Raw genomic sequence first — 18,347 nt, 5'->3', positions numbered from 1 at the left:
TGGTGAGATTCGCCGAAAGCGGATTTGGCCCGGTTGTCCAGGGGTTTCTTTGAGGGGCAAGGCCGAAATTGTCCGTTTTTCGATTTCTATCCGCTTCGGAGCACATCTTATATGTCCACTTCTAACGTCCCTCAGGTTGCCATCAACGACATTGGCACCGCTGAGGATTTCCTGGCCGCTGTCGACTCGACGATGAAGTACTTCAACGATGGTGACATCGTTGAAGGCACCGTCGTTAAGGTTGACCGCGACGAGGTTCTTCTCGACATCGGCTACAAGACTGAAGGTGTCATTCCTTCCCGCGAACTGTCCATCAAGCACGATGTCGACCCTGACGAAGTGGTCGAAGTTGGCGATGAGATCGACGCGCTGGTCCTGACCAAGGAAGACAAGGAAGGCCGCCTCATCCTGTCCAAGAAGCGCGCTCAGTACGAGCGTGCTTGGGGCACCATCGAGCAGCTCAAGGAGAACGACGAACCGGTTACCGGTACCGTCATCGAGGTCGTCAAGGGCGGCCTGATCCTCGACATCGGCCTGCGCGGCTTCCTGCCGGCTTCCCTCGTCGAGATGCGTCGTGTCCGCGACCTCCAGCCGTACATCGGCCAGGAGATCGAGGCCAAGATCATCGAGCTCGACAAGAACCGCAACAACGTCGTTCTGTCCCGCCGTGCATGGCTCGAGCAGACCCAGTCTGAGGTCCGCTCTGAGTTCCTGCACCAGCTGCAGAAGGGCCAGGTCCGCAAGGGTGTCGTTTCCTCCATCGTCAACTTCGGCGCATTCGTCGATCTCGGCGGTGTTGACGGCCTGGTTCACGTTTCCGAGCTGTCCTGGAAGCACATCGACCACCCGTCCGAGGTTGTCCAGGTTGGCGACGAGGTCACCGTCGAGGTTCTCGAGGTCGACCTGAACCGCGAGCGCGTTTCCCTGTCCCTGAAGGCTACTCAGGAAGATCCGTGGCGCGTCTTCGCCCGCACTCACGCAATCGGCCAGATTGTTCCGGGCAAGGTCACCAAGCTGGTTCCGTTCGGTGCGTTCGTCCGCGTCGAGGAGGGCATCGAGGGCCTGGTTCACATCTCCGAGCTGGCTTCCCGCCACATCGACGTTCCGGACCAGATTGTCTCCGTCGACGAGCAGGTCATGGTCAAGGTCATCGACATCGACCTCGAGCGTCGTCGTATCTCCCTGTCCCTCAAGCAGGCTGACGAGGACTTCACCGAAGAGTTCGACCCGACCAAGTACGGCATGGGCGACTCCTACGACGAGCAGGGCAACTACATCTTCCCGGAGGGCTTCGACCCGGAGACCAACGAGTGGATGGAGGGCTTCGAGACCCAGCGCGCAGAGTGGGAGGCTCGCTACGCAGAGGCAGAGCGTCACCACCAGCTGCACGCTGCCCAGATCGAGCGTCACCGCGCTGCAGCTGCCGAGGCTGCAGAGACCGCTTCGAACTACTCCTCCGAGTCCGGCGAGGCAGCTCCGGCTGCTCCGGCCGCACCGGCTGCAGACAATGCAGGCGGCACCCTGGCTTCCGACGAGCAGCTCGCTGCTCTGCGCGAGAAGCTGGCTGGCAACTAAGCTAGACCGCTAAGGGCTTACACGTCCCTTTGAGAAATTGCCCCGGCGAGGTTTTCCTCGCTGGGGCTTTTTCGTGCCTTCTTTGCTTTACGACGGGCACCTGCTCGGCCTTGTTCTTATAGCGGCGGCTTGGGGGCTTGCTGCATTTTTGGTCCTGGTGTTGGGGCTTTGGGCCATAAAGGTGGCGCCGCTGTTGCCTAAAGCGGGCTTGCGCTTCACCAGAAGTGGCTTGCTGCACAGTAACGGGCTGCTGGCGAAGCGCAAGCCGTCCTATTGGCCCTAAGGGCCCTAATGTCCTGGTGGCCTTGTCGATTTTGGTGGCTCTGGCTGCCCTTACTGCCGTTGACAGCCTATCTTTCTGCCCATATGATTGATGACATGACAACAAAGGACGAAGCCAAACAGGTAGATAACGCTAATCACGTAGAGGATTCCTCCCATTCTACCGGTGGTGTGTACTCGCAGGAGGGTAAGGACTTTAACCGCGACACCCGCTATATCAACGACCGCATTGTTAAGAACGGTCGCGAGGTAGGCGACGGAATTAAGACGTGGCCCGTTGAAGCCGGTCACTACCGCCTCATCGCGGCTCGCGCGTGCCCATGGGCACACCGCACGCTTATTGTTCGCAGGTTGCTCGGCTTGGAAGATGCAATTTCAGTCGGAATTCCAGGGCCAGTGCACGATGCCCGCTCCTGGACATTCGACAAAGGCCCAGGTGGCCGCGATGAAGTACTCGGCTACGAGCGCCTGCAGGAGGCATTCCTCAAGCGTTTCCCGGACTACCAGCGTGGCATTACTGTTCCGGCCATCGTCGAGATCGAGTCGGGCGAGGTCGTGACCAATGACTTTCCCTGGATCACCTTGGACTTCATTACCGAGTGGACCGAGTTCCACCGCGAAGGCGCCCCGGATCTTTACCCGGTGGAGATGCGCGAGGAAATGGATGAGCTTATGCAGTTCATCTACACCGAGATCAACAACGGCGTCTACCGCTGTGGTTTCGCAGGCTCGCAGGACTCCTACGACAAGGCTTACGACCGGCTGTTCGATGCCCTAGACAAGGTTTCTGAGCGCTTAGAGACCCGCCGTTACCTCATGGGCGACCACATCACTGAGGCCGACATTCGCCTTTACACAACCCTCATCCGCTTCGATGCCGTCTACCACGGCCACTTCAAGTGCAACCGGAGCAAGATCTCCGAGATGCCGGTTCTATACAACTACCTGCGTGATCTCTTTCAGACTCCGGGCTTCGGCGACACCACTGACTTCGTCGATATCAAGCGCCACTACTACGAAGTCCATCGCGACCTCAATCCTTTAGGGATTGTCCCGAAGGGGCCGGAGCTCTCTGACCTGCTCCAGCCGCACGGCCGTGAGGCCCTTGGTAGCAGCCCATTCGGTAACGGCACCGCCCCGGTCCCAGTCAACCCAGATCCCGTTGAAGAGGGTCACCGCATCGAGGATCTCGTCGTAAAGCACTAACGTGCGGGGGCGTGTCCACGTACCCTTAGAGACATGCTCAAAGTAGGATTAACCGGCGGCATGGGCAGTGGGAAATCTACGGTCGCCCGTAGGTTTGCCGAGCTCGGTGCCGTCATCATCGACGCTGATCAGATCGCTCGCGACGTCGTCGAACCCGGGGAACCGACGCTTGCCGAACTCGCCGAAGCTTTCGGCGAGGGCATTTTGCTTGACGACGGCTCCCTCAACCGCGGCGAGCTTGCGAAGCGCGCCTTCGTATCCGCGGAGAAGACGGAGCTGCTGAACTCCATCACCCATCCGCGTATTGAGCAGCGCACCGAAGAGCAGTTCAACGCGGCAGGTGACGCCATCATTGTTTTTGACTCTCCGCTGTTGATTGAAATGGGGCAGTCGGAAGCACAGGACCTCGTCGTAGTTGTGCATACCCCGGTGGAGGTCCGTCTCGACCGTCTGGTGGAAAGCCGTGGTGTAGACCGAGAGGATGCGAAGCAGCGCATCGCTAAGCAAATCAGCGATGATAAGCGCCTGCAGTTCGCCGACGTAGTTCTGGAAAACTCAGGCACCGAGGAGGACCTCGTGCGCCAGGTCGACCGGATTTGGGAGCGGATTATTCAGCCGCTGAATCAGATTCGCCAGCTGCAGGCCGGGCAGCAAGATAATCCCGCAGCCGGGTGATAGCCTTCTCAATCACCTCGGCGCGCTTGCAGAAAGCGAACCGCACCAGGTAGCGGTACTTTTCTGACTCTGGGTCATCCACAAAAGCGGTGACGGGGATGGCTGCGACGCGGCATTCCTTGACCAGGCGGGTGCAGGTCTCCAGGGCGTCGCCAAGCCCCCAGCTCGAGACATCGGCGACGACAAAATACCCTGCCTGCGGCGTGAAGACGTCGGCGCCAAGGCCCTCCAACCCATCGGCGAGGAGCCGCATGTTGCCCTCGAGCTGACCCGCCAGCTCGTCCACCCATGGGGCACATTCCTGCAGGCCACGGGCGACTGCGGGCTGAAGGGGAGTGGCGCCGACATAGCTCAAGAACTGCTTGGCCTTGACGACGCCATCGAGTAGTTCGGTCGGGGCCAGCGCCCAGCCGATCTTCCATCCGGTGACGTTGAAGGTTTTTGCGGCGCTGGACACGACAATGGTGCGCTCACGCATGCACGGCAGAGTGCTGATGGAAGAGTGTGACAATCCGTTGAAGTACAGGCGTTCGTAGACTTCGTCGGCAAGCACGAGTAGATTGTTTGCGATGGCGACATCGGCGATGGCCTGCAAGTCCTCCTCCGTGAGGACGGTGCCGGTGGGGTTGTGCGGCGAATTGATGATAATCATGGCCGTTTTAGCGGTGACGGCATCGGCAAGCGCGCTGCGGTCGAGCGACCAGGAGCGTGCCGTGCCGGAAGCTGCGGGGATGAGCGGCACCGCGGTATATGTGCAGTTAGCCAGTGCGATGACGGCTTTGTACGAGTCGTAGTACGGCTCGATGACGATGACGTGGCTGCCGGGTTCGAGATGCCCCAAGGCGGTGGCGGCAATCGCCTCCGTGGCGCCGACCGTGACGAGGCATTCGGTGTCGGCGTCGTAGACCTGCCCCGTGCGGCGGGCGCGATCGGCGACGATGGCATCACGGAGCACCTTCATACCGCGGCCGGGGCCGTACTGGTTGTTTCCTCCAGCTATCTGATGTCGCGCCTCCGCGAGCACCTCGTCCGGCCCATCCCAATCCGGGAAGCCCTGCCCAAGATTGATTGCCTCGTGCTCGGTAGCGAGGCGGGACATGGTGGCGAAGATGGTCTCGCCGAAGGGGCGCAAGCGGGAAACAGTCATGGTTTCACTGTAGGCGGGAGTTTGCGGGCTTGTTGCGATTCCCCATCGGCGAATCGCGGCTGGCGGCCAGCAGTTGCACCGACTGCCGACCGCCACCTGGTGCGCTAGTACATGTAAATCTTCGCGTTGTTGCCGCCGGTGCACACGACAACGTCGTCTTGTGTGCTGCAGCTGAGGTCGTAGGTCTTCCCGGTCGCGGGACTCTTGGCCTTGATGTTTGGCTGCAGGTGGTCGCGGATATTGTCCTCCGAGGCGTTAAGCCCCTCGGTCTGCTGGTTGAAAACGGCCTTCGCAAAGTCGCAGCTGGTATTCGGGCCCGCCGCGATGAGGTTGAGGCCGTACCCATCGCCGTAGATGCAGGTGGTTGCCTGTTCGCCGGCCGCCATGAAGGTAGATCCCGGCGAGGGGTTGTTGTAGATTTCAGCGGTCATGTCCTGACGAAGCCGGCTCCCGTCGCCGTTGTCGCCTCTTTCGCTTGACGACGTCGACGCGCCACCAGTCTCCGCCGTCGATGTATCGCCTCCCTGGTCCGGTGCAGAACCGGTTGGGTTTGGCGTGTTGCCCGAACTCTTGTCAGACACGCCATCCTCGGTCTGAGTAACGGTAGTGGTTTCAACCGGAGCAGCAGATTCGGGCGCTGCTTCAGTTTCCTGTGTTGAGCAGGCGGTGAAAGCCAATGCGGTGGTAGCGAGGATGCCGGCCACAAGGGCTCGGTGTGAGGTTGCTTTTCGAGTGGTGGAACCTGGGCGAGTCGTAGCGGGCGTGTGGACTGGTGTGCGGCGCGAAGTGTTCATAGGCGCCAGGCTAGTTGCTGTTCGGTCAGTTTTCATTACAAAATAAATAACAATTTGGCAAGTGGATGGCTGTTTATCTCGCGATATCGGCTGTTTATCGCTGCTTATTGGCGTAGCCAACCGTTGGATTCCACTCCCAAACTTTCTGGCAGGCAGGCCATCCTGGTTTATAGTCCACGCGGGGACGGCGCTTTTGTACCCATCGGATTGCCTGCTCGATCTCGTCGAGGACGCTGTCGAGATTCCAATTGATGCATGAGTCTGTGAACCTTAGGATTATCCAGCCGTGCAGCGTGCCGGAGTTGGCCTTCCAGCGATCTGTGATGAACGAGTCTTCGTTAGCGTGGTACGTCTCTGAGTCGACTTCGATAGCTATTTTCCACTGGTCAAGCAGGATGTCGAAGCAGTAGGGGCCGATGTACTGGTTCATTCGGATGCGGTACCCGCGCTTGATTAGTGGACGGGCCAGCTTGCGCTCGAGTTCGCTGCATGAGCCAATCGGCGTGGTAGCGATGGTTTCACGCAGCCATGCGGGGACTTTCCGCATCCGGCGGAGGTCGTGGTTGAGTCGCTTCTCGCCGTCCCGGCCGGCGTAGTGTGTTTCCAGGATTCTGTGTGCATAGTCTTTTGAAGCGCGTGCTGCCCAGAGGGCTTCGACAACTGGTATGCCATCGATTCTGGTGCAGGCCGGCAGGCGGCTGTGCCTAATGGAGAAGGTCTCGGCCTGAACTGATCCCGCGCCCTCTGCCTGGATAGGAAGTGTCAGGGGAAGTCTCAAGTGGATTTGAGCTGCGCTTTTACCGGTTAGCGCAATGCTTTTGTAATGCCCCGTGATTGCTCGGGCGACTGAGGCGGGAGAGTGGTCGTCAATGTAGAGGCCACGTACCAATTTAATTAGCCTGCCTTGTTGTAGGAGGGCTCTGGTCTTTTTCTCTCCGATGCCGAGTGCACGCAACTCGGCCGTGGTGAAACTTCCCATGGTCGGGACTCTAAGCTTTTTCGGCCCAGGGGATTTTCTGTGAGAGAGGCTCCACGTCCAATCTGTGGACAACTTTCAGGGTGTGGATAACCCAGGCCTCCCGCAGCCTTGCAGCCTTGCAGCCTCGCAGCCGCAGCCGCGGACCATCGATAAGACGGCTTGCGCTTCACCAGGAGTCAGTCCATGCGCACTAAGGGCCAGCTGGTGAAGCGGAACCCGCCTTTGCTGGCCTGGCAGCGACTTTATGCCAGCCTTGTCCAAATCTGTGCCGATTTTAATGTTGGTCCGGAACTCGACAGCCGCTCCTAAGCCCCTGGGCCCCAGCCCTGGACAGCCCAAAGCCCCAGGAAGTAACGTAACCAGCCGCTTTCAAGACAGCCTTCGCTACGCTGGGAACTATGGCATTTGCAGCAGAGCAACCCGTCCTCGCGCACTCGGAGTTCCGTCCCGTCGGTGAAGTCGAGCGCGCTGAGGGAAACTTCGAGGTCATCAGCGAGTTCGAGCCCTCGGGCGACCAGCCGCAGGCAATCGCGGAACTGTCGGAGCGCCTAGATAGAGGCGAGCGCGAGGTAGTCCTGATGGGTGCCACGGGCACCGGTAAGTCAGCCACCGCAGCGTGGTTGATCGAAAAGGTGCAGCGGCCAACCCTCGTCATGGCACCGAACAAGACGCTTGCGGCCCAGCTGGCCAATGAGCTCCGCAGCCTGCTGCCAAACAACGCGGTCGAGTACTTCGTTTCGTACTACGACTACTACCAACCCGAGGCCTACATCGCGCAGACCGATACCTATATTGAAAAGGATTCCTCCATCAACGAGGACGTGGAGCGCCTGCGCCACTCGGCTACTTCAGCGCTGCTGTCGCGTCGCGACGTAGTCGTCGTCAGCTCTGTTTCTTGCATCTATGGCCTGGGTACCCCGCAGTCATACCTCGACCGTTCGGTGTGGCTGAAGGAGGGCGAGGAAGTCGACCGCGACCAGTTCCTGCGCCTTTTGGTGGACATTCAGTACGCCCGCAATGACATTGCCTTTACCCGCGGCACCTTCCGAGTAAAAGGTGACGTGGTCGATATCATCCCGGCCTACGAAGAAAAGGCCGTGCGGGTGGAGTTCTTCGGCGACGAGATTGATTCGCTGTACTACCTCAATCCAGTCACAGGCGACGTCATCGACCAAGTCCCTGAGCTGCGCATCTTCCCAGCTACGCACTACGTCGCAGGCCCGGAGCGGATGGAACGGGCCGTCGCGGACATCAAGGCCGAACTCGCCGAACGCCTGGCGGATCTGGAAAACCGGGGCAAGTTGCTGGAAGCACAGCGTCTGCGCATGCGCACGGAGTACGACCTCGAAATGATTGAACAGGTCGGCTTCTGCTCCGGCATTGAGAACTACTCGCGCCACATCGATGGTCGCGCGCCGGGCTCGGCCCCCGCGACGCTCATTGACTATTTCCCGGAGGACTTCCTCACCATCATCGATGAGTCGCACGTCACCGTGCCGCAGATTGGCGGCATGTTCGAGGGCGATGCCTCCCGTAAGCGCAACCTCGTCGACTTCGGTTTCCGCCTCCCATCGGCGTTGGATAACCGCCCGCTGACGTTCGACGAATTCGATGCCCGCGTGGGCCAGGTCGTGTTCATGTCCGCAACGCCGGGTGACTATGAGCTCGAAAAGACCGGTGGCGAGTATGTGGAGCAGGTTATTCGTCCGACTGGGCTGGTGGACCCCAAGATCGTCGTTAAGCCTACTGAGGGGCAGATTGATGATTTGATCGGCGAGATCCGAAAGCGCACCGAGCGTGACGAACGCGTTCTCGTCACCACCCTGACGAAGAAGATGGCGGAGGATCTGACCGACTACCTGCTCGAAAATGGTGTGCAGGTGCGGTACATGCACTCGGATGTTGATACGCTCAAGCGCGTTGAGTTGCTGCGGCAGTTGCGTCTCGGCGAGTACGACGTGCTGGTCGGTATTAACCTGCTGCGCGAGGGGCTGGACTTGCCCGAGGTTTCGCTGGTGGCAATCCTCGACGCCGACAAGGAGGGGTTCCTGCGTTCGGAGCGCTCGTTGATTCAGACGATTGGTCGTGCCGCGCGAAACGTCTCCGGCGAGGTGCACATGTACGCCGACAAGATCACCGATTCCATGCGGTTCGCCATCGACGAGACGGAGCGCCGCCGCGAAAAGCAGATTGCTTACAACACTGAGCATGGCATCGATCCGCAGCCGCTGCGCAAGAAGATCGCGGACATTCTGGATCAGGTCTACGACAACGCTGACACCGATTACGAAGGCAAGACCGGTGCGGCCGCTGATGCGCTGCTCTCGCGTGCCGACGGCTCGGGCGCGGCCGATGGTGCTAGCGGTAAGCAGATGCCGAGGGCGGAGCTCGAGGCGCTTATCGCGGACCTGTCGGAGCAGATGGCCGCGGCTGCGCGAGAGTTGAAGTTCGAGCTCGCGGGGCGCTTGCGCGATGAGATTTTCGACCTCAAGAAGGAACTTAAGGGGATGATTGAGGCCGGTGTCGAGTAGTTTTTTGCTACTGTTGTGGGAAGTAAAACAGTGTATTCGCGAAAGTGGCTCTGGCCAGTGGGTTCGGGGCAACGACGGCGTTACGCACGATGAACTGTTTTAATGCAACTTCCACAGTGAGGGATAGTTTTCATGAGTGATTACAAGACCATTGTTGTCGGCACGGATGGTTCTAAGTCGTCGCTGCTCGCAGTAGAGCGCGCTGCCTCGATTGCCGCGGCTTTCGATGCCACCCTGGTTATCGGCTGCGCTTACTACGAGACTGCAGAGGATGCGTCCAAGACCCTGCGCCAGGATTCGGTTCAGGTCCTCGGTGATGACCCGGCTCAGAAGAACCTGGCTGCTGCTAAGGAGGCCGCAGAGGCCGTCGGCGCTACCAAGGTTGAGACCGAGGTTCGTTCCGGCTCCCCGGTTGAGGCTCTGATGTCTCTGGTCACTGACCGTCGCGCTGACCTGCTGGTGGTTGGCAACCGCGGTATTAACTCGCTGACTGGTCGTCTGCTGGGCTCCGTGCCGGCTGATGTTGCTCGTCAGTCGGACTGTGACGTCATGATTGTTCACACTGTGAGCTAACAAAACGGTGAGCTAGTAAGACCGTCAGCTAACAATTTAGCTTTCGTTTTAAACCGGCATCTCTTAGTTGAGGTGCCGGTTTTTCTATTGTCGGCCGGTGATAACCCCTTCTTCAACTACAAAAGGCCAGCTAATTCCGTTTCTGGTTAAGACCTGGTTGCGAAGGGATTCAGGAAGAACTTCGGTACGGCTGCCATAGCCCATGAGGTACTCGTCAAAAGCGGGCAGTCGAAGCGTCAGTGAAAGCGCGGCTTCAAGCTCGGCCTCAGCTACGTTCTGCTGCCATGCCGGCATGAAGTACTCATTTTGTGCGAGTCCTTCGCCGGTGAATTCTGTGTCAGTTGGCGTGTGCGGAGAGGCAGAGGAATCGAGGGAGAAAGGAGCTATTAAGTGGTCGATAAGCTTAAAGGCCTTTTTCGCTTGAGTTTTCGTCAGCCCCAGCCACCACGCGAAGTCAGCTACACAGATAGGTCCGCGGGAATTAACATAGCGCCAGGCAATGTCGGCCAGCGTGGATTCAGCTGAGTGTTCTGTGCTGGAGCCCTCTGTGGTATTTGCTGAGAGGCCGTCTTTGGACGTTACGTCGGCAAGCAGGACGAAGGTATCTTCGGATCCTCTTCGTGGCCCTTGGACGACAGCGCCTTCGCCGCCGAATGTGCGCAGTAGGTGAGGACCTCTTTGTTCCGTGGGGTCTATTCCATGATCTGCGAAAACCTCATAGGCTTCAGTCCGAGTCAGCGGGTCGGACAGGCCACGTGAGCGCAATTCGGAATGAAATGCTGCCCTTGCGGTCTGCACATCATCTTGAGAAAGCCCGAGTGTCGTACGACGTCTTGCTGCTGCCTTTTCGATGCGCGGATTCGTCAACCTCATAATTGCTCCCGCGTCTTGCGCTGAAACAAAGTGCAGGGTGCCTCGTTGCGACCAACAGCGAACGATGTCGTAAGAAGAAATGGCTGCTAAAACATCGTCGGTGGTGCTGCCACTGCGCAAGGCGATGGCATCAACACCGTTCGAATAATTCTGTCCTTGCAGAGCAACCATGCCATGCGTTGCTGATAATGCAGGCGACTTGAGGTTTGTATTCCAATCGCTGCGTGCTTGACTTGCAGCTAACCCCTGGGCAATGAGACGGCGTGCGCGAAGTTCAGCTAGCTGAGGTAGATAGTTTTGGGACATTATGTCTCACTCATTCTGTACGGCACTATCCTCGTCATTCTAACCATTGCAGCTCCGGCAAAACGCCCGACTGCTGAGGCGCCACAACAATTAGCCCCTGGGTCGCACGAGTCAGTGCAACGTACAGGTCCTGTAGCCCCTGTGGGGATTGCGCCACAATCTGGTCGGGCGCAACGACGATGACCTCGTCGAATTCCAGGCCTTTTGAGGTCGTGATGTCGTAGACCGCGCAGTTGGTGAGTTTGCTGGGGCGAGTAGCAGGTGCGTCATCGGCGGCACTAGCCCCGCCAGCACCATCAGGGTCACCAGCTCCACCAGCTCCACCACCGAGGAACTCCCGCACCTCCGCGCGCGTGGCTTCGAGCAATTCGGCGGGCGCGATTACAGCGGCCAGGCGGTCCGGCTGCGCAACCTGCTCCACATGCGCCAGAGCCTCCGTCACGGTGCGAGCCTGGACAGGCTTGCGGCCGGTCGCGCGGATCGACTGCGGTGCCTCCAGCTCCGGATCAATCTCGGCCAGGACGCTGGCGGCGACCTCCATCACCTCAGCTGGGGTGCGGTAGTTGACGGTCAGCTCGTGGAGATGCCACCTCGAGCCGATGATGGGTTCCAGCACATCATCCCAGGTCGCGGCACCTGCGGGGGAGCCCGTCTGGGCCACGTCGCCGACGAGGGTCATCCAGCCGTTGGGGCTGCGGCGGCGCAGCATTCGCCAGGCCATCGCGGAGAGTTCCTGAGCCTCGTCGACGATGACATGGCCGTAGGCCCACAGGCGATCCGCCGCCGCCCGCTCGGCGGTGGATCGCAGGTCGCGCTCACGGTGGCGTTCGGCCAGTGCCTCGGCATCGATGACGTCATACGCTGACAAGATCTCGGCCTCGAAGCCGTCGTCAAGATCCTGGGACGCAGAACTGGACAGGGTATCCAACGCGCCCTGCGCTTCCTCGACGCGGGCCTGCCAATCCTCTTCATCGGCCTCCGCGTCACCAACTGGGCCGAGGAGTTCCGCCAGCTCGTCGAGAAGCGGGGCGTCGGAAGGCATCCAGTCGGTGCCTTCCGGCCGGTAGAGAGCCTCGCGCGTCAGCTCGTCGTAATCGGTGGCGGCGTAGTCGATGGCCTCGCGAGAGCTCAGCAGCTCCGACAGCACCCGCTCGGGCGTAAGCGCAGGCCACAGCTCATCGAGGATGTCGGCAACTGCTCCGGATTCGTCGATTTCGTCGCGTAGATCGGCAATGTCGGTCACGGACAGGAGGTTTTCGCCGCCCAGCGGATCGGCACCGATGACCTCGGCCATCTGTGCGGCCAGCAGTTCCACCACGTGATCGCGGAAAATCGGGCGAGCCAGATTGTGGGGTTTACGAGTCCTCCGCGCACGCGTCCGCGCGGCTTTCACCATCTCCGGCGTGATGGTCAGAGTGATGTTGTCGTTCCGGACCTCAAGAGGTTCCGCGGGCAGCTCCTGGTAGGCCCGCACGGCCTCACGCAGGATCGTGAGCATCTCAATCGAGCCCTTAACTTCCTGCGCAACCAAGGGTTCGGGGTTGTGTCCGTCGATAAGCGCGTCGGAACCGCGCACGCCGGGGTAGAGATCGGCGATGGTGGTCAGCACCACGCCCGTTTCGCCGAGGCTCGGCAGCACGCGGGAGATGTAGTCGAGGAAGGTTGTGTTCGGGCCGATGATGAGGACACCGGTTTTCGCCAGCTGATCGCGGTAGGTGTAGAGAAGCCATGCGACGCGATGCAGCGCCACCGCCGTCTTGCCCGTGCCGGGGCCGCCCTGGACGACCAGAGTGCCGCGGGTGGAGTCGCGGATGATGAGGTCCTGCTCGCGCTGAATGGTCTCCACAATGCCGCGCATATGGCCGGTGCGCGCTTGATTCATGACCTCCCGCAGCACCGATTCGCCACCGACGCCCGCTTCAACTTCGGTCTCGTGTGCGCTGTCGGCTTCCTCGCCGGAGAGCCATTCGTCGTCAATGCTGCGGACCTTCCGGCCGTGCGTGCGCAGGTGTCGGCGCAGGCTGACTCCCTCGGGATGCGCGGTCGTGGCCAGGTAAAACGGGCGCGCGCCGTCGGCACGCCAATCCATGATGACCGTGCGGTAGTCGTCGTTTTCATCGGACAGGCCGATTCGCCCGATGTATCGCTTATCGACGGTCGCCCCCGGCCCTTCCTCTGCCAAAGGATTGTCGGGATCTGTGTCATCGATATCGATTCGACCAAAGACCAGGCCGATCTCGGCTGAGCGGTAGCGGTCCAGATTAGCCTGTAGTCGGTGGTATTCCACCTCGCGTTCAACGCGGGCTTGCGGGTCTGGGTCGTCGATGAGCATGACCTGGCGCAGGTACTCTTGGTCGCGCTCGCGTGCCCGGTCGAGGAAGCTGAACGCACGGTCGACGTAGGCCTGTTCGGCAGCAAGGATGCTTTCTTCTTCTCGCTGTGGTGCTGAACTTGCCTGGTCCGGCAGACCTGCCTGGCCAGTGTGGCCAATGCGGCCTGTCTGGTCCTGCCCGGGCTCGGATGCGCGCGACGCCAACCTGGTCTCCTCAACGAATCGCAAAATTAGTGCTAACTGATGTGCTGAATGAATATAAAAATATGAAAACGCTCCCGCACGCGTAGTGGCGTGGGGAGCGTTTAAGTATACCGCTTTAACTGCGGCAGCAAACTTACTGCAGGCGCTTCTGCGCCTTCTTTGCGGACTTCTTGGCCTCCTTGGAAGCCTTGGCTGCGCGCTTGCGCAGTTCCTTGCGCTGCTTGCGAGTGTCCTTCTTGAGATCCTTGCCCAGGTCCTCGGCATAGTCGCGCGCGTCCTCAGCGAGCTCGGTGGCCTTGGCAATCCAGTCGTCCTTGTTGTCCTCGACGTAGCTCTTAGCGGTGTCGAAGGCGTCGGTGAGCTGCTCGCGCCAGCCGTCCTTGTTGTCCTCGACGTATTCACGAGCGCCATCGGTGGCCTCAGAAGCGCGGTCGCGGAGCAGGCCGGCCTTTTCGCGGACGTTCTCGCCGGCGGAAGCGAAGGCTGCGCTGATTTCCTCAGTGCGCTGCTCGGTTTCAGACTTGGTCGGCAGGGCAGCCTGAACCTTCTTGTTCAGCTGCTTGCCTGCCTTCTCAGCGCGCCAAGCGACACCCGGCTTGCCGTCGGTGTCAGCAGTAGCCAGGAAGAGGCCGCCCAGCAAACCGATGTCGGTCAGGAAACCAGTGCGGCGAGCCGCCTTCTCCTTCGAATCCTGGGTTTCCCAGAATGCGTGGCGAGCGAGCATCGTCGGAACTTGTGCAGCGACCAGAGCGGTGGCGGACAGGCGTGGGGCCTTACCCAGAGCGTAGAGGGAACCCGCAGCAACCTTGGTGCCAGCGACGACCTGGACAACCAGCTTCTCGCTATTTGGCACGTACTTGTTGTACTGGTTCGGGGTTACGGAGCGGACGCGGGCAATCAGGTCGCGTGCGCCCTCTTCATGATCCTTCTGGTTCATCAGCGTGTCGACACCGTCGGCAACGAAAACCGAGGCCAGCATTGGTCGGGCAAACTTGCGAATCATCTAAATTCCATCTCCTTTGTCGTCCAGGTGAAACCGTGTTTTTGGCCATCTGGTCGCTGTAATTCACTATTAATCCTACGCAGCCCGGCCTATTTATGTCGCGGGAATGACAAGTTTTTCAGAAGCTGCGGCACCATCCAGCACTACCGACCACGCTCATCCAGCGCTACCAACCACGCTGGCGCCAGTTCTCGACCTCGGGGCTCTCGACACCAACTGTGGTGTCTTTGCCGTGGCCGGGGTGAATCACCGAGTCGGCGGGGTAGACGCGGAAGACACGGCTCTCGACATCGTCGATAAGCTGCGTGAAATCCTCGGGCGAGTACGTTTTGCCGACACCGCCTGGGAAGATGCTGTCACCGACGAAGAGGTGGTGTGACGGGGTGTCGTCGGAAAGCGCGCCGGCTTCCTTGGCGGACAGGTCGAGGCAGAGGCCGCCCTTGGTGTGTCCGCGAAGGATGAACGTGGGCAGCGTGATGTCCTCGCCGAACGTGATGGTCTCGCCGCCGTCGAGCTGCTGGTCGGCGGGCTCGGGAATGTCGGCAGCGTCGAGGCTGGACGTGATGTGGCGGGCCGGGAATGACTGCAGGAGCTCGCCGAGCGCCTGAACGTGATCGCCGTGGGAGTGCGTGGTGACAATCGTGCGGACCTGCGCGCCGACGTGCTCAACCAGGCGGATTAGATGGTCGGCGTCGGTGGCGGCGTCGATAAGTAGGGAATTGTCGGGCTCGCGGGAGTCGACCAAAAGGTAGACGTTGTTGTCCATCGATCCGACGGAGGTCTTATAAATAGTGACATTGCCGTAGTCAATGCGCTCAACGCCGCGCGTTCTCGGCGAGTTGGAGTAAGGGCTGATTGTAATGTCGTCGTTCATGCGCCCCAGGGTAATGAGGTGTCTGTCGGCGCGCTAGGAGCGCAACGTAACCACGAGTCTCTGAACACATGTGCGAAAAATTGGTTATGGACTGTAGACTAGTCGGCAGTGAATCGTCGACGAATTGAGGTTTCCCACTGTGGCTGAACGTCTAGTGGTCAGAGGCGCCCGCGAGCATAACCTGCAGGGTGTTGACATCGATTTGCCCAGAGACAAGATGGTGGTTTTCACAGGTCTGTCGGGGTCGGGTAAATCGTCACTGGCATTTGACACAATTTTCGCCGAGGGCCAGCGCCGTTACGTGGAGTCGCTGAGCTCCTATGCGCGCATGTTCCTGGGGCAGATGGAAAAGCCCGATGTAGAGATGATTGAGGGGCTCTCGCCGGCGGTGTCGATCGACCAGAAGTCGACGAACCGCAACCCGCGCTCGACCGTCGGAACCATCACTGAAGTGTATGACTACCTGCGTCTTCTCTACGCGCGCACCGGTACTCCGCACTGTCCGACCTGTGGGGAAGTAATCTCCTCACAGACTCCACAGCAGATCGTCGATCAGGTCATGGAAATGCCGGAGGGCACCAAATTCCAGGTCCTCGCACCCGTCGTGCGCACGCGCAAGGGTGAATTCGTCGACCTGTTTGAACGCCTCGCATCCGAGGGCTACGCGCGTGTCATCGTCGATGGTGAAATGCACCGTCTAACGGATCCGCCGAAGCTGAAGAAGCAGGTCAAGCATGACATTGACGTGGTCATTGACCGTCTCCAGGTGAAGGAGTCGCAGCAGCGCAGGCTCACCGATTCCGTCGAAACGGCGCTTCTGCTTGCCGACGGCGTCGTGGTCATCGACGCCGTCGGGCTAGAGGCGGACGACCCGCGTCGAACCCAGCGGTTCTCGGAGAAGATGGCCTGCCCGAATGGGCACCGTATTGCTATCGATGAGTTGGAGCCACGGTCGTTTTCCTTTAACTCGCCGTATGGTGCGTGCCCGGAGTGTGACGGTATCGGTACCAAGCTGGAGGTGGACACGGACCTGGTGATTCCAGATCCGTCGCTGCCGACGATTGAGGCGATTGCGCCGTGGCGGCAGACGCTGAACAAGAAGTACTTTGAAAAGCTGGTTGAAGGCCTCGCCACCGAGATGAGCTTCGACCCGACCACGCCTTTCGAAGACCTCACAGCGCCGCAGCGCAAGGCCCTGCTGCATGGTTCCAGCCACAAGGTCACGGTGCGTTACCGCAATCGCTACGGCCGTACTCGCCAGTACACCGCACCTTTCGAAGGCGTGATGCCGTACCTGCACCGCAAGCTGTCACAGGCGGAGAGCGACTCTCAGAAGGAGCGTTTCCAGGGGTACATGCGTGAGGTGCCGTGCCCGGCATGTAGCGGTACTCGTTTGCGTCCGGAGATTCTTTCGGTGACGTTGGATTCGGCGGAGTTCGGGCAGAAGAGTATTGCCGAGCTGACAGAGCTATCGGTTCACGATGGCTCGGCATTCCTGAATTCGCTGACTCTGGGCAAGCGCGAGGAAATGATTGCCGGGCGTGTTCTGCGTGAGGTGCAGGCTCGTCTGAAATTCCTGCTTGACGTTGGCCTGGATTATCTGTCCCTGTCTCGTTCGGCAGGCACGCTGTCCGGTGGTGAAGCGCAGCGAATTCGTCTGGCCACACAGATTGGTTCGGGGCTCGCTGGCGTGCTCTACGTCTTGGATGAGCCCTCGATTGGTCTTCACCAGCGTGATAACAACCGTCTAATCAAGACTCTGAAAAACCTGCGCGACCTGGGCAATACCCTGATTGTGGTCGAGCATGATGAGGACACGATTCGCGAGGCCGATTGGCTGGTCGACATTGGGCCAAAGGCCGGTGAATACGGTGGACAAATCGTCTACCAGGGTGAACCGTCTGGCATCGTTGACTGCGAGGAATCACTGACAGGTGCGTATCTCTCGGGTCGTCGGGTATTGGCGGTGCCGGAGAACCGTCGTGCGATTGATAAATCGCGCATGGTGACGGTCAAGGGCGCTCGCGAAAACAACCTGAAGAAGATTGACGTGAAGTTCCCCCTCGGCGTGTTGACCTGCGTTACGGGTGTTTCCGGGTCCGGCAAGTCCACCTTGGTCAACGAAATCCTGGCCAAGGTGATGAGCAACGAGCTCAACGGTGCTCGTCAGGTGCCGGGTCGACACAGCCGCGTGGAGGGGTTGGATCAGCTGGACAAGCTGGTGCAAGTTGATCAGTCGCCGATTGGTCGCACCCCGCGTTCCAACCCAGCGACGTACACCGGTGTGTTCGACAAGATCCGCAACCTCTTCGCCGAGACGCAAGAGGCCAAGGTTCGTGGCTATAAGCCCGGTCGATTCAGCTTCAACGTCAAGGGCGGCCGCTGTGAGGCGTGTAAGGGCGACGGCACCATCAAGATTGAGATGAACTTCCTGCCGGACGTCTATGTGCCTTGCGAGGTTTGCCACGGCGCGCGCTACAACCGCGAAACGCTGGAGGTTCGTTACAAGGGCAAGACCATCGCTGAGGTTCTGGACATGCCCATCTCCGAGGCAGCGGAGTTCTTCGAGCCGATTCAGTCGATTGCGCGTTATCTCAATACGCTTGTCGACGTCGGCCTGGGCTATGTCCGTCTCGGGCAGGCGGCAACCACGCTCTCGGGTGGTGAGGCTCAGCGCGTGAAGTTGGCCAGTGAGCTGCAGAAGCGCTCCAATGGCCGGACGGTCTACATCTTGGATGAGCCGACCACGGGGCTGCATTTTGAAGACATCCGCAAGCTCATGTTGGTGTTGCAGGGCCTGGTGGACAAGGGCAACACCGTCATTGTCATTGAGCACAATTTGGATGTCATCAAGTCTGCGGATTGGATCATCGACATGGGGCCGGAAGGCGGCTCCGGCGGTGGCACCGTGGTTGTAGAGGGCACGCCGGAGGATGTCGCGAACTGTTCCGGCTCCCACACCGGGCAGTACCTGAAGCCGCTGCTTAAGTAGC

The 18,347-nt window shown here is 59.9% G+C and carries 14 protein-coding genes; 7 read left to right on the top strand and 7 right to left on the bottom strand.

The window, feature by feature from the left end:
* The first annotated feature begins 111 nt into the window (after positions 1-111).
* The 4 genes from rpsA to coaE all read left to right on the top strand — a co-directional run bounded on the left by rpsA (position 112) and on the right by coaE (position 3,738).
* Complete coding sequence (gene rpsA, locus QP982_RS06325) at positions 112-1,575, top strand: 30S ribosomal protein S1 (RefSeq protein ID WP_005510285.1); 1,464 nt, start codon at positions 112-114, stop codon at positions 1,573-1,575.
* Positions 1,576-1,648: 73 nt separating this feature from the next.
* Positions 1,649-1,858, top strand: coding sequence for a hypothetical protein (locus tag QP982_RS06320; RefSeq protein WP_070429619.1), 210 nt, complete (start codon positions 1,649-1,651; stop codon positions 1,856-1,858).
* A gap of 95 nt (positions 1,859-1,953) precedes the next feature.
* Positions 1,954-3,063 (top strand): glutathione S-transferase family protein, encoded by a 1,110-nt coding sequence (locus QP982_RS06315; protein ID WP_502870635.1) that lies wholly within the window; start codon positions 1,954-1,956, stop codon positions 3,061-3,063.
* A gap of 33 nt (positions 3,064-3,096) precedes the next feature.
* Positions 3,097-3,738: a dephospho-CoA kinase gene (gene coaE, locus QP982_RS06310; RefSeq protein ID WP_049190004.1), complete on the top strand. Its 642-nt coding sequence runs from the start codon at positions 3,097-3,099 to the stop codon at positions 3,736-3,738.
* Here the strand turns inward: coaE and QP982_RS06305 are convergent.
* From QP982_RS06305 to QP982_RS06295, 3 genes are all read right to left on the bottom strand, one after another.
* Positions 3,671-4,885: an aminotransferase class I/II-fold pyridoxal phosphate-dependent enzyme gene (locus QP982_RS06305; protein ID WP_284870319.1), complete on the bottom strand. Its 1,215-nt coding sequence runs from the start codon at positions 4,883-4,885 to the stop codon at positions 3,671-3,673. The genes coaE and QP982_RS06305 overlap by 68 nt on opposite strands.
* Positions 4,886-4,989: 104 nt before the next feature.
* Complete coding sequence (locus tag QP982_RS06300; RefSeq protein WP_240593373.1) at positions 4,990-5,679, bottom strand: hypothetical protein; 690 nt, start codon at positions 5,677-5,679, stop codon at positions 4,990-4,992.
* Positions 5,680-5,773: 94 nt separating this feature from the next.
* Entirely contained in the window at positions 5,774-6,658 is an 885-nt protein-coding gene (locus QP982_RS06295; protein WP_284870318.1) for a DUF559 domain-containing protein, read from the bottom strand.
* Positions 6,659-7,056: 398 nt separating this feature from the next.
* Here QP982_RS06295 and uvrB point away from each other — a divergent pair, with 398 nt between their 5' ends.
* A complete protein-coding gene (gene uvrB / locus QP982_RS06290) occupies positions 7,057-9,189 on the top strand; it encodes an excinuclease ABC subunit UvrB (protein ID WP_016422912.1) in 2,133 nt (710 codons plus the stop codon).
* A gap of 132 nt (positions 9,190-9,321) precedes the next feature.
* Positions 9,322-9,762, top strand: a complete 441-nt coding sequence (locus tag QP982_RS06285; protein ID WP_005511992.1) for a universal stress protein — start codon at positions 9,322-9,324, stop codon at positions 9,760-9,762.
* 84 nt (positions 9,763-9,846) lie between these two features.
* On the opposite strand, the gene QP982_RS06280 is transcribed toward QP982_RS06285, so the two are convergent.
* From QP982_RS06280 to QP982_RS06265, 4 genes are all read right to left on the bottom strand, one after another.
* Complete coding sequence (locus tag QP982_RS06280) at positions 9,847-10,941, bottom strand: DNA glycosylase AlkZ-like family protein (RefSeq protein WP_147721753.1); 1,095 nt, start codon at positions 10,939-10,941, stop codon at positions 9,847-9,849.
* Between the two features lie 34 nt (positions 10,942-10,975).
* A complete protein-coding gene (locus QP982_RS06275; protein ID WP_284870317.1) occupies positions 10,976-13,477 on the bottom strand; it encodes a HelD family protein in 2,502 nt (833 codons plus the stop codon).
* 133 nt (positions 13,478-13,610) lie between these two features.
* Positions 13,611-14,480 carry a DoxX family protein gene (locus QP982_RS06270; protein ID WP_016422909.1) on the bottom strand — a complete coding sequence of 290 codons (870 nt, stop codon included), beginning with the start codon at positions 14,478-14,480 and terminating at the stop codon, positions 13,611-13,613.
* A 166-nt stretch (positions 14,481-14,646) separates the two neighbouring features.
* Positions 14,647-15,354, bottom strand: coding sequence for an MBL fold metallo-hydrolase (locus tag QP982_RS06265; protein WP_070437629.1), 708 nt, complete (start codon positions 15,352-15,354; stop codon positions 14,647-14,649).
* Positions 15,355-15,493: 139 nt separating this feature from the next.
* Between QP982_RS06265 and uvrA the strand changes: the two genes are divergently transcribed.
* The gene (gene uvrA / locus QP982_RS06260; protein WP_284870316.1) at positions 15,494-18,346 is read left to right on the top strand and encodes an excinuclease ABC subunit UvrA; all 2,853 of its coding nucleotides are present in this window, start codon (positions 15,494-15,496) and stop codon (positions 18,344-18,346) included.
* Position 18,347: the final 1 nt, after the last annotated feature.

The organism is Corynebacterium sp. MSK019, assembly GCF_030232425.1.
Lineage (GTDB): Bacteria > Actinomycetota > Actinomycetes > Mycobacteriales > Mycobacteriaceae > Corynebacterium > Corynebacterium jeikeium_D.
Note: the sequence above shows the minus strand (reverse complement) of the source record. Positions and strands in the feature narration are given on the sequence as shown.

Bases quoted from the DNA above. Each gene is read 5' to 3' on its own strand.
- rpsA (WP_005510285.1), top strand. From the start codon at position 112: ATGTCCACTTCTAACGTCCCTCAGGTTGCCATCAACGACATTGGCACC.
- QP982_RS06315 (WP_502870635.1), top strand. From the start codon at position 1,954: ATGACAACAAAGGACGAAGCCAAACAGGTAGATAACGCTAATCACGTA.
- coaE (WP_049190004.1), top strand. From the start codon at position 3,097: ATGCTCAAAGTAGGATTAACCGGCGGCATGGGCAGTGGGAAATCTACG.
- QP982_RS06305 (WP_284870319.1), bottom strand. From the start codon at position 4,885: ATGACTGTTTCCCGCTTGCGCCCCTTCGGCGAGACCATCTTCGCCACC.
- QP982_RS06300 (WP_240593373.1), bottom strand. From the start codon at position 5,679: ATGAACACTTCGCGCCGCACACCAGTCCACACGCCCGCTACGACTCGC.
- QP982_RS06295 (WP_284870318.1), bottom strand. From the start codon at position 6,658: ATGGGAAGTTTCACCACGGCCGAGTTGCGTGCACTCGGCATCGGAGAG.
- uvrB (WP_016422912.1), top strand. From the start codon at position 7,057: ATGGCATTTGCAGCAGAGCAACCCGTCCTCGCGCACTCGGAGTTCCGT.
- QP982_RS06285 (WP_005511992.1), top strand. From the start codon at position 9,322: ATGAGTGATTACAAGACCATTGTTGTCGGCACGGATGGTTCTAAGTCG.
- QP982_RS06280 (WP_147721753.1), bottom strand. From the start codon at position 10,941: ATGTCCCAAAACTATCTACCTCAGCTAGCTGAACTTCGCGCACGCCGT.
- QP982_RS06270 (WP_016422909.1), bottom strand. From the start codon at position 14,480: ATGATTCGCAAGTTTGCCCGACCAATGCTGGCCTCGGTTTTCGTTGCC.
- QP982_RS06265 (WP_070437629.1), bottom strand. From the start codon at position 15,354: ATGAACGACGACATTACAATCAGCCCTTACTCCAACTCGCCGAGAACG.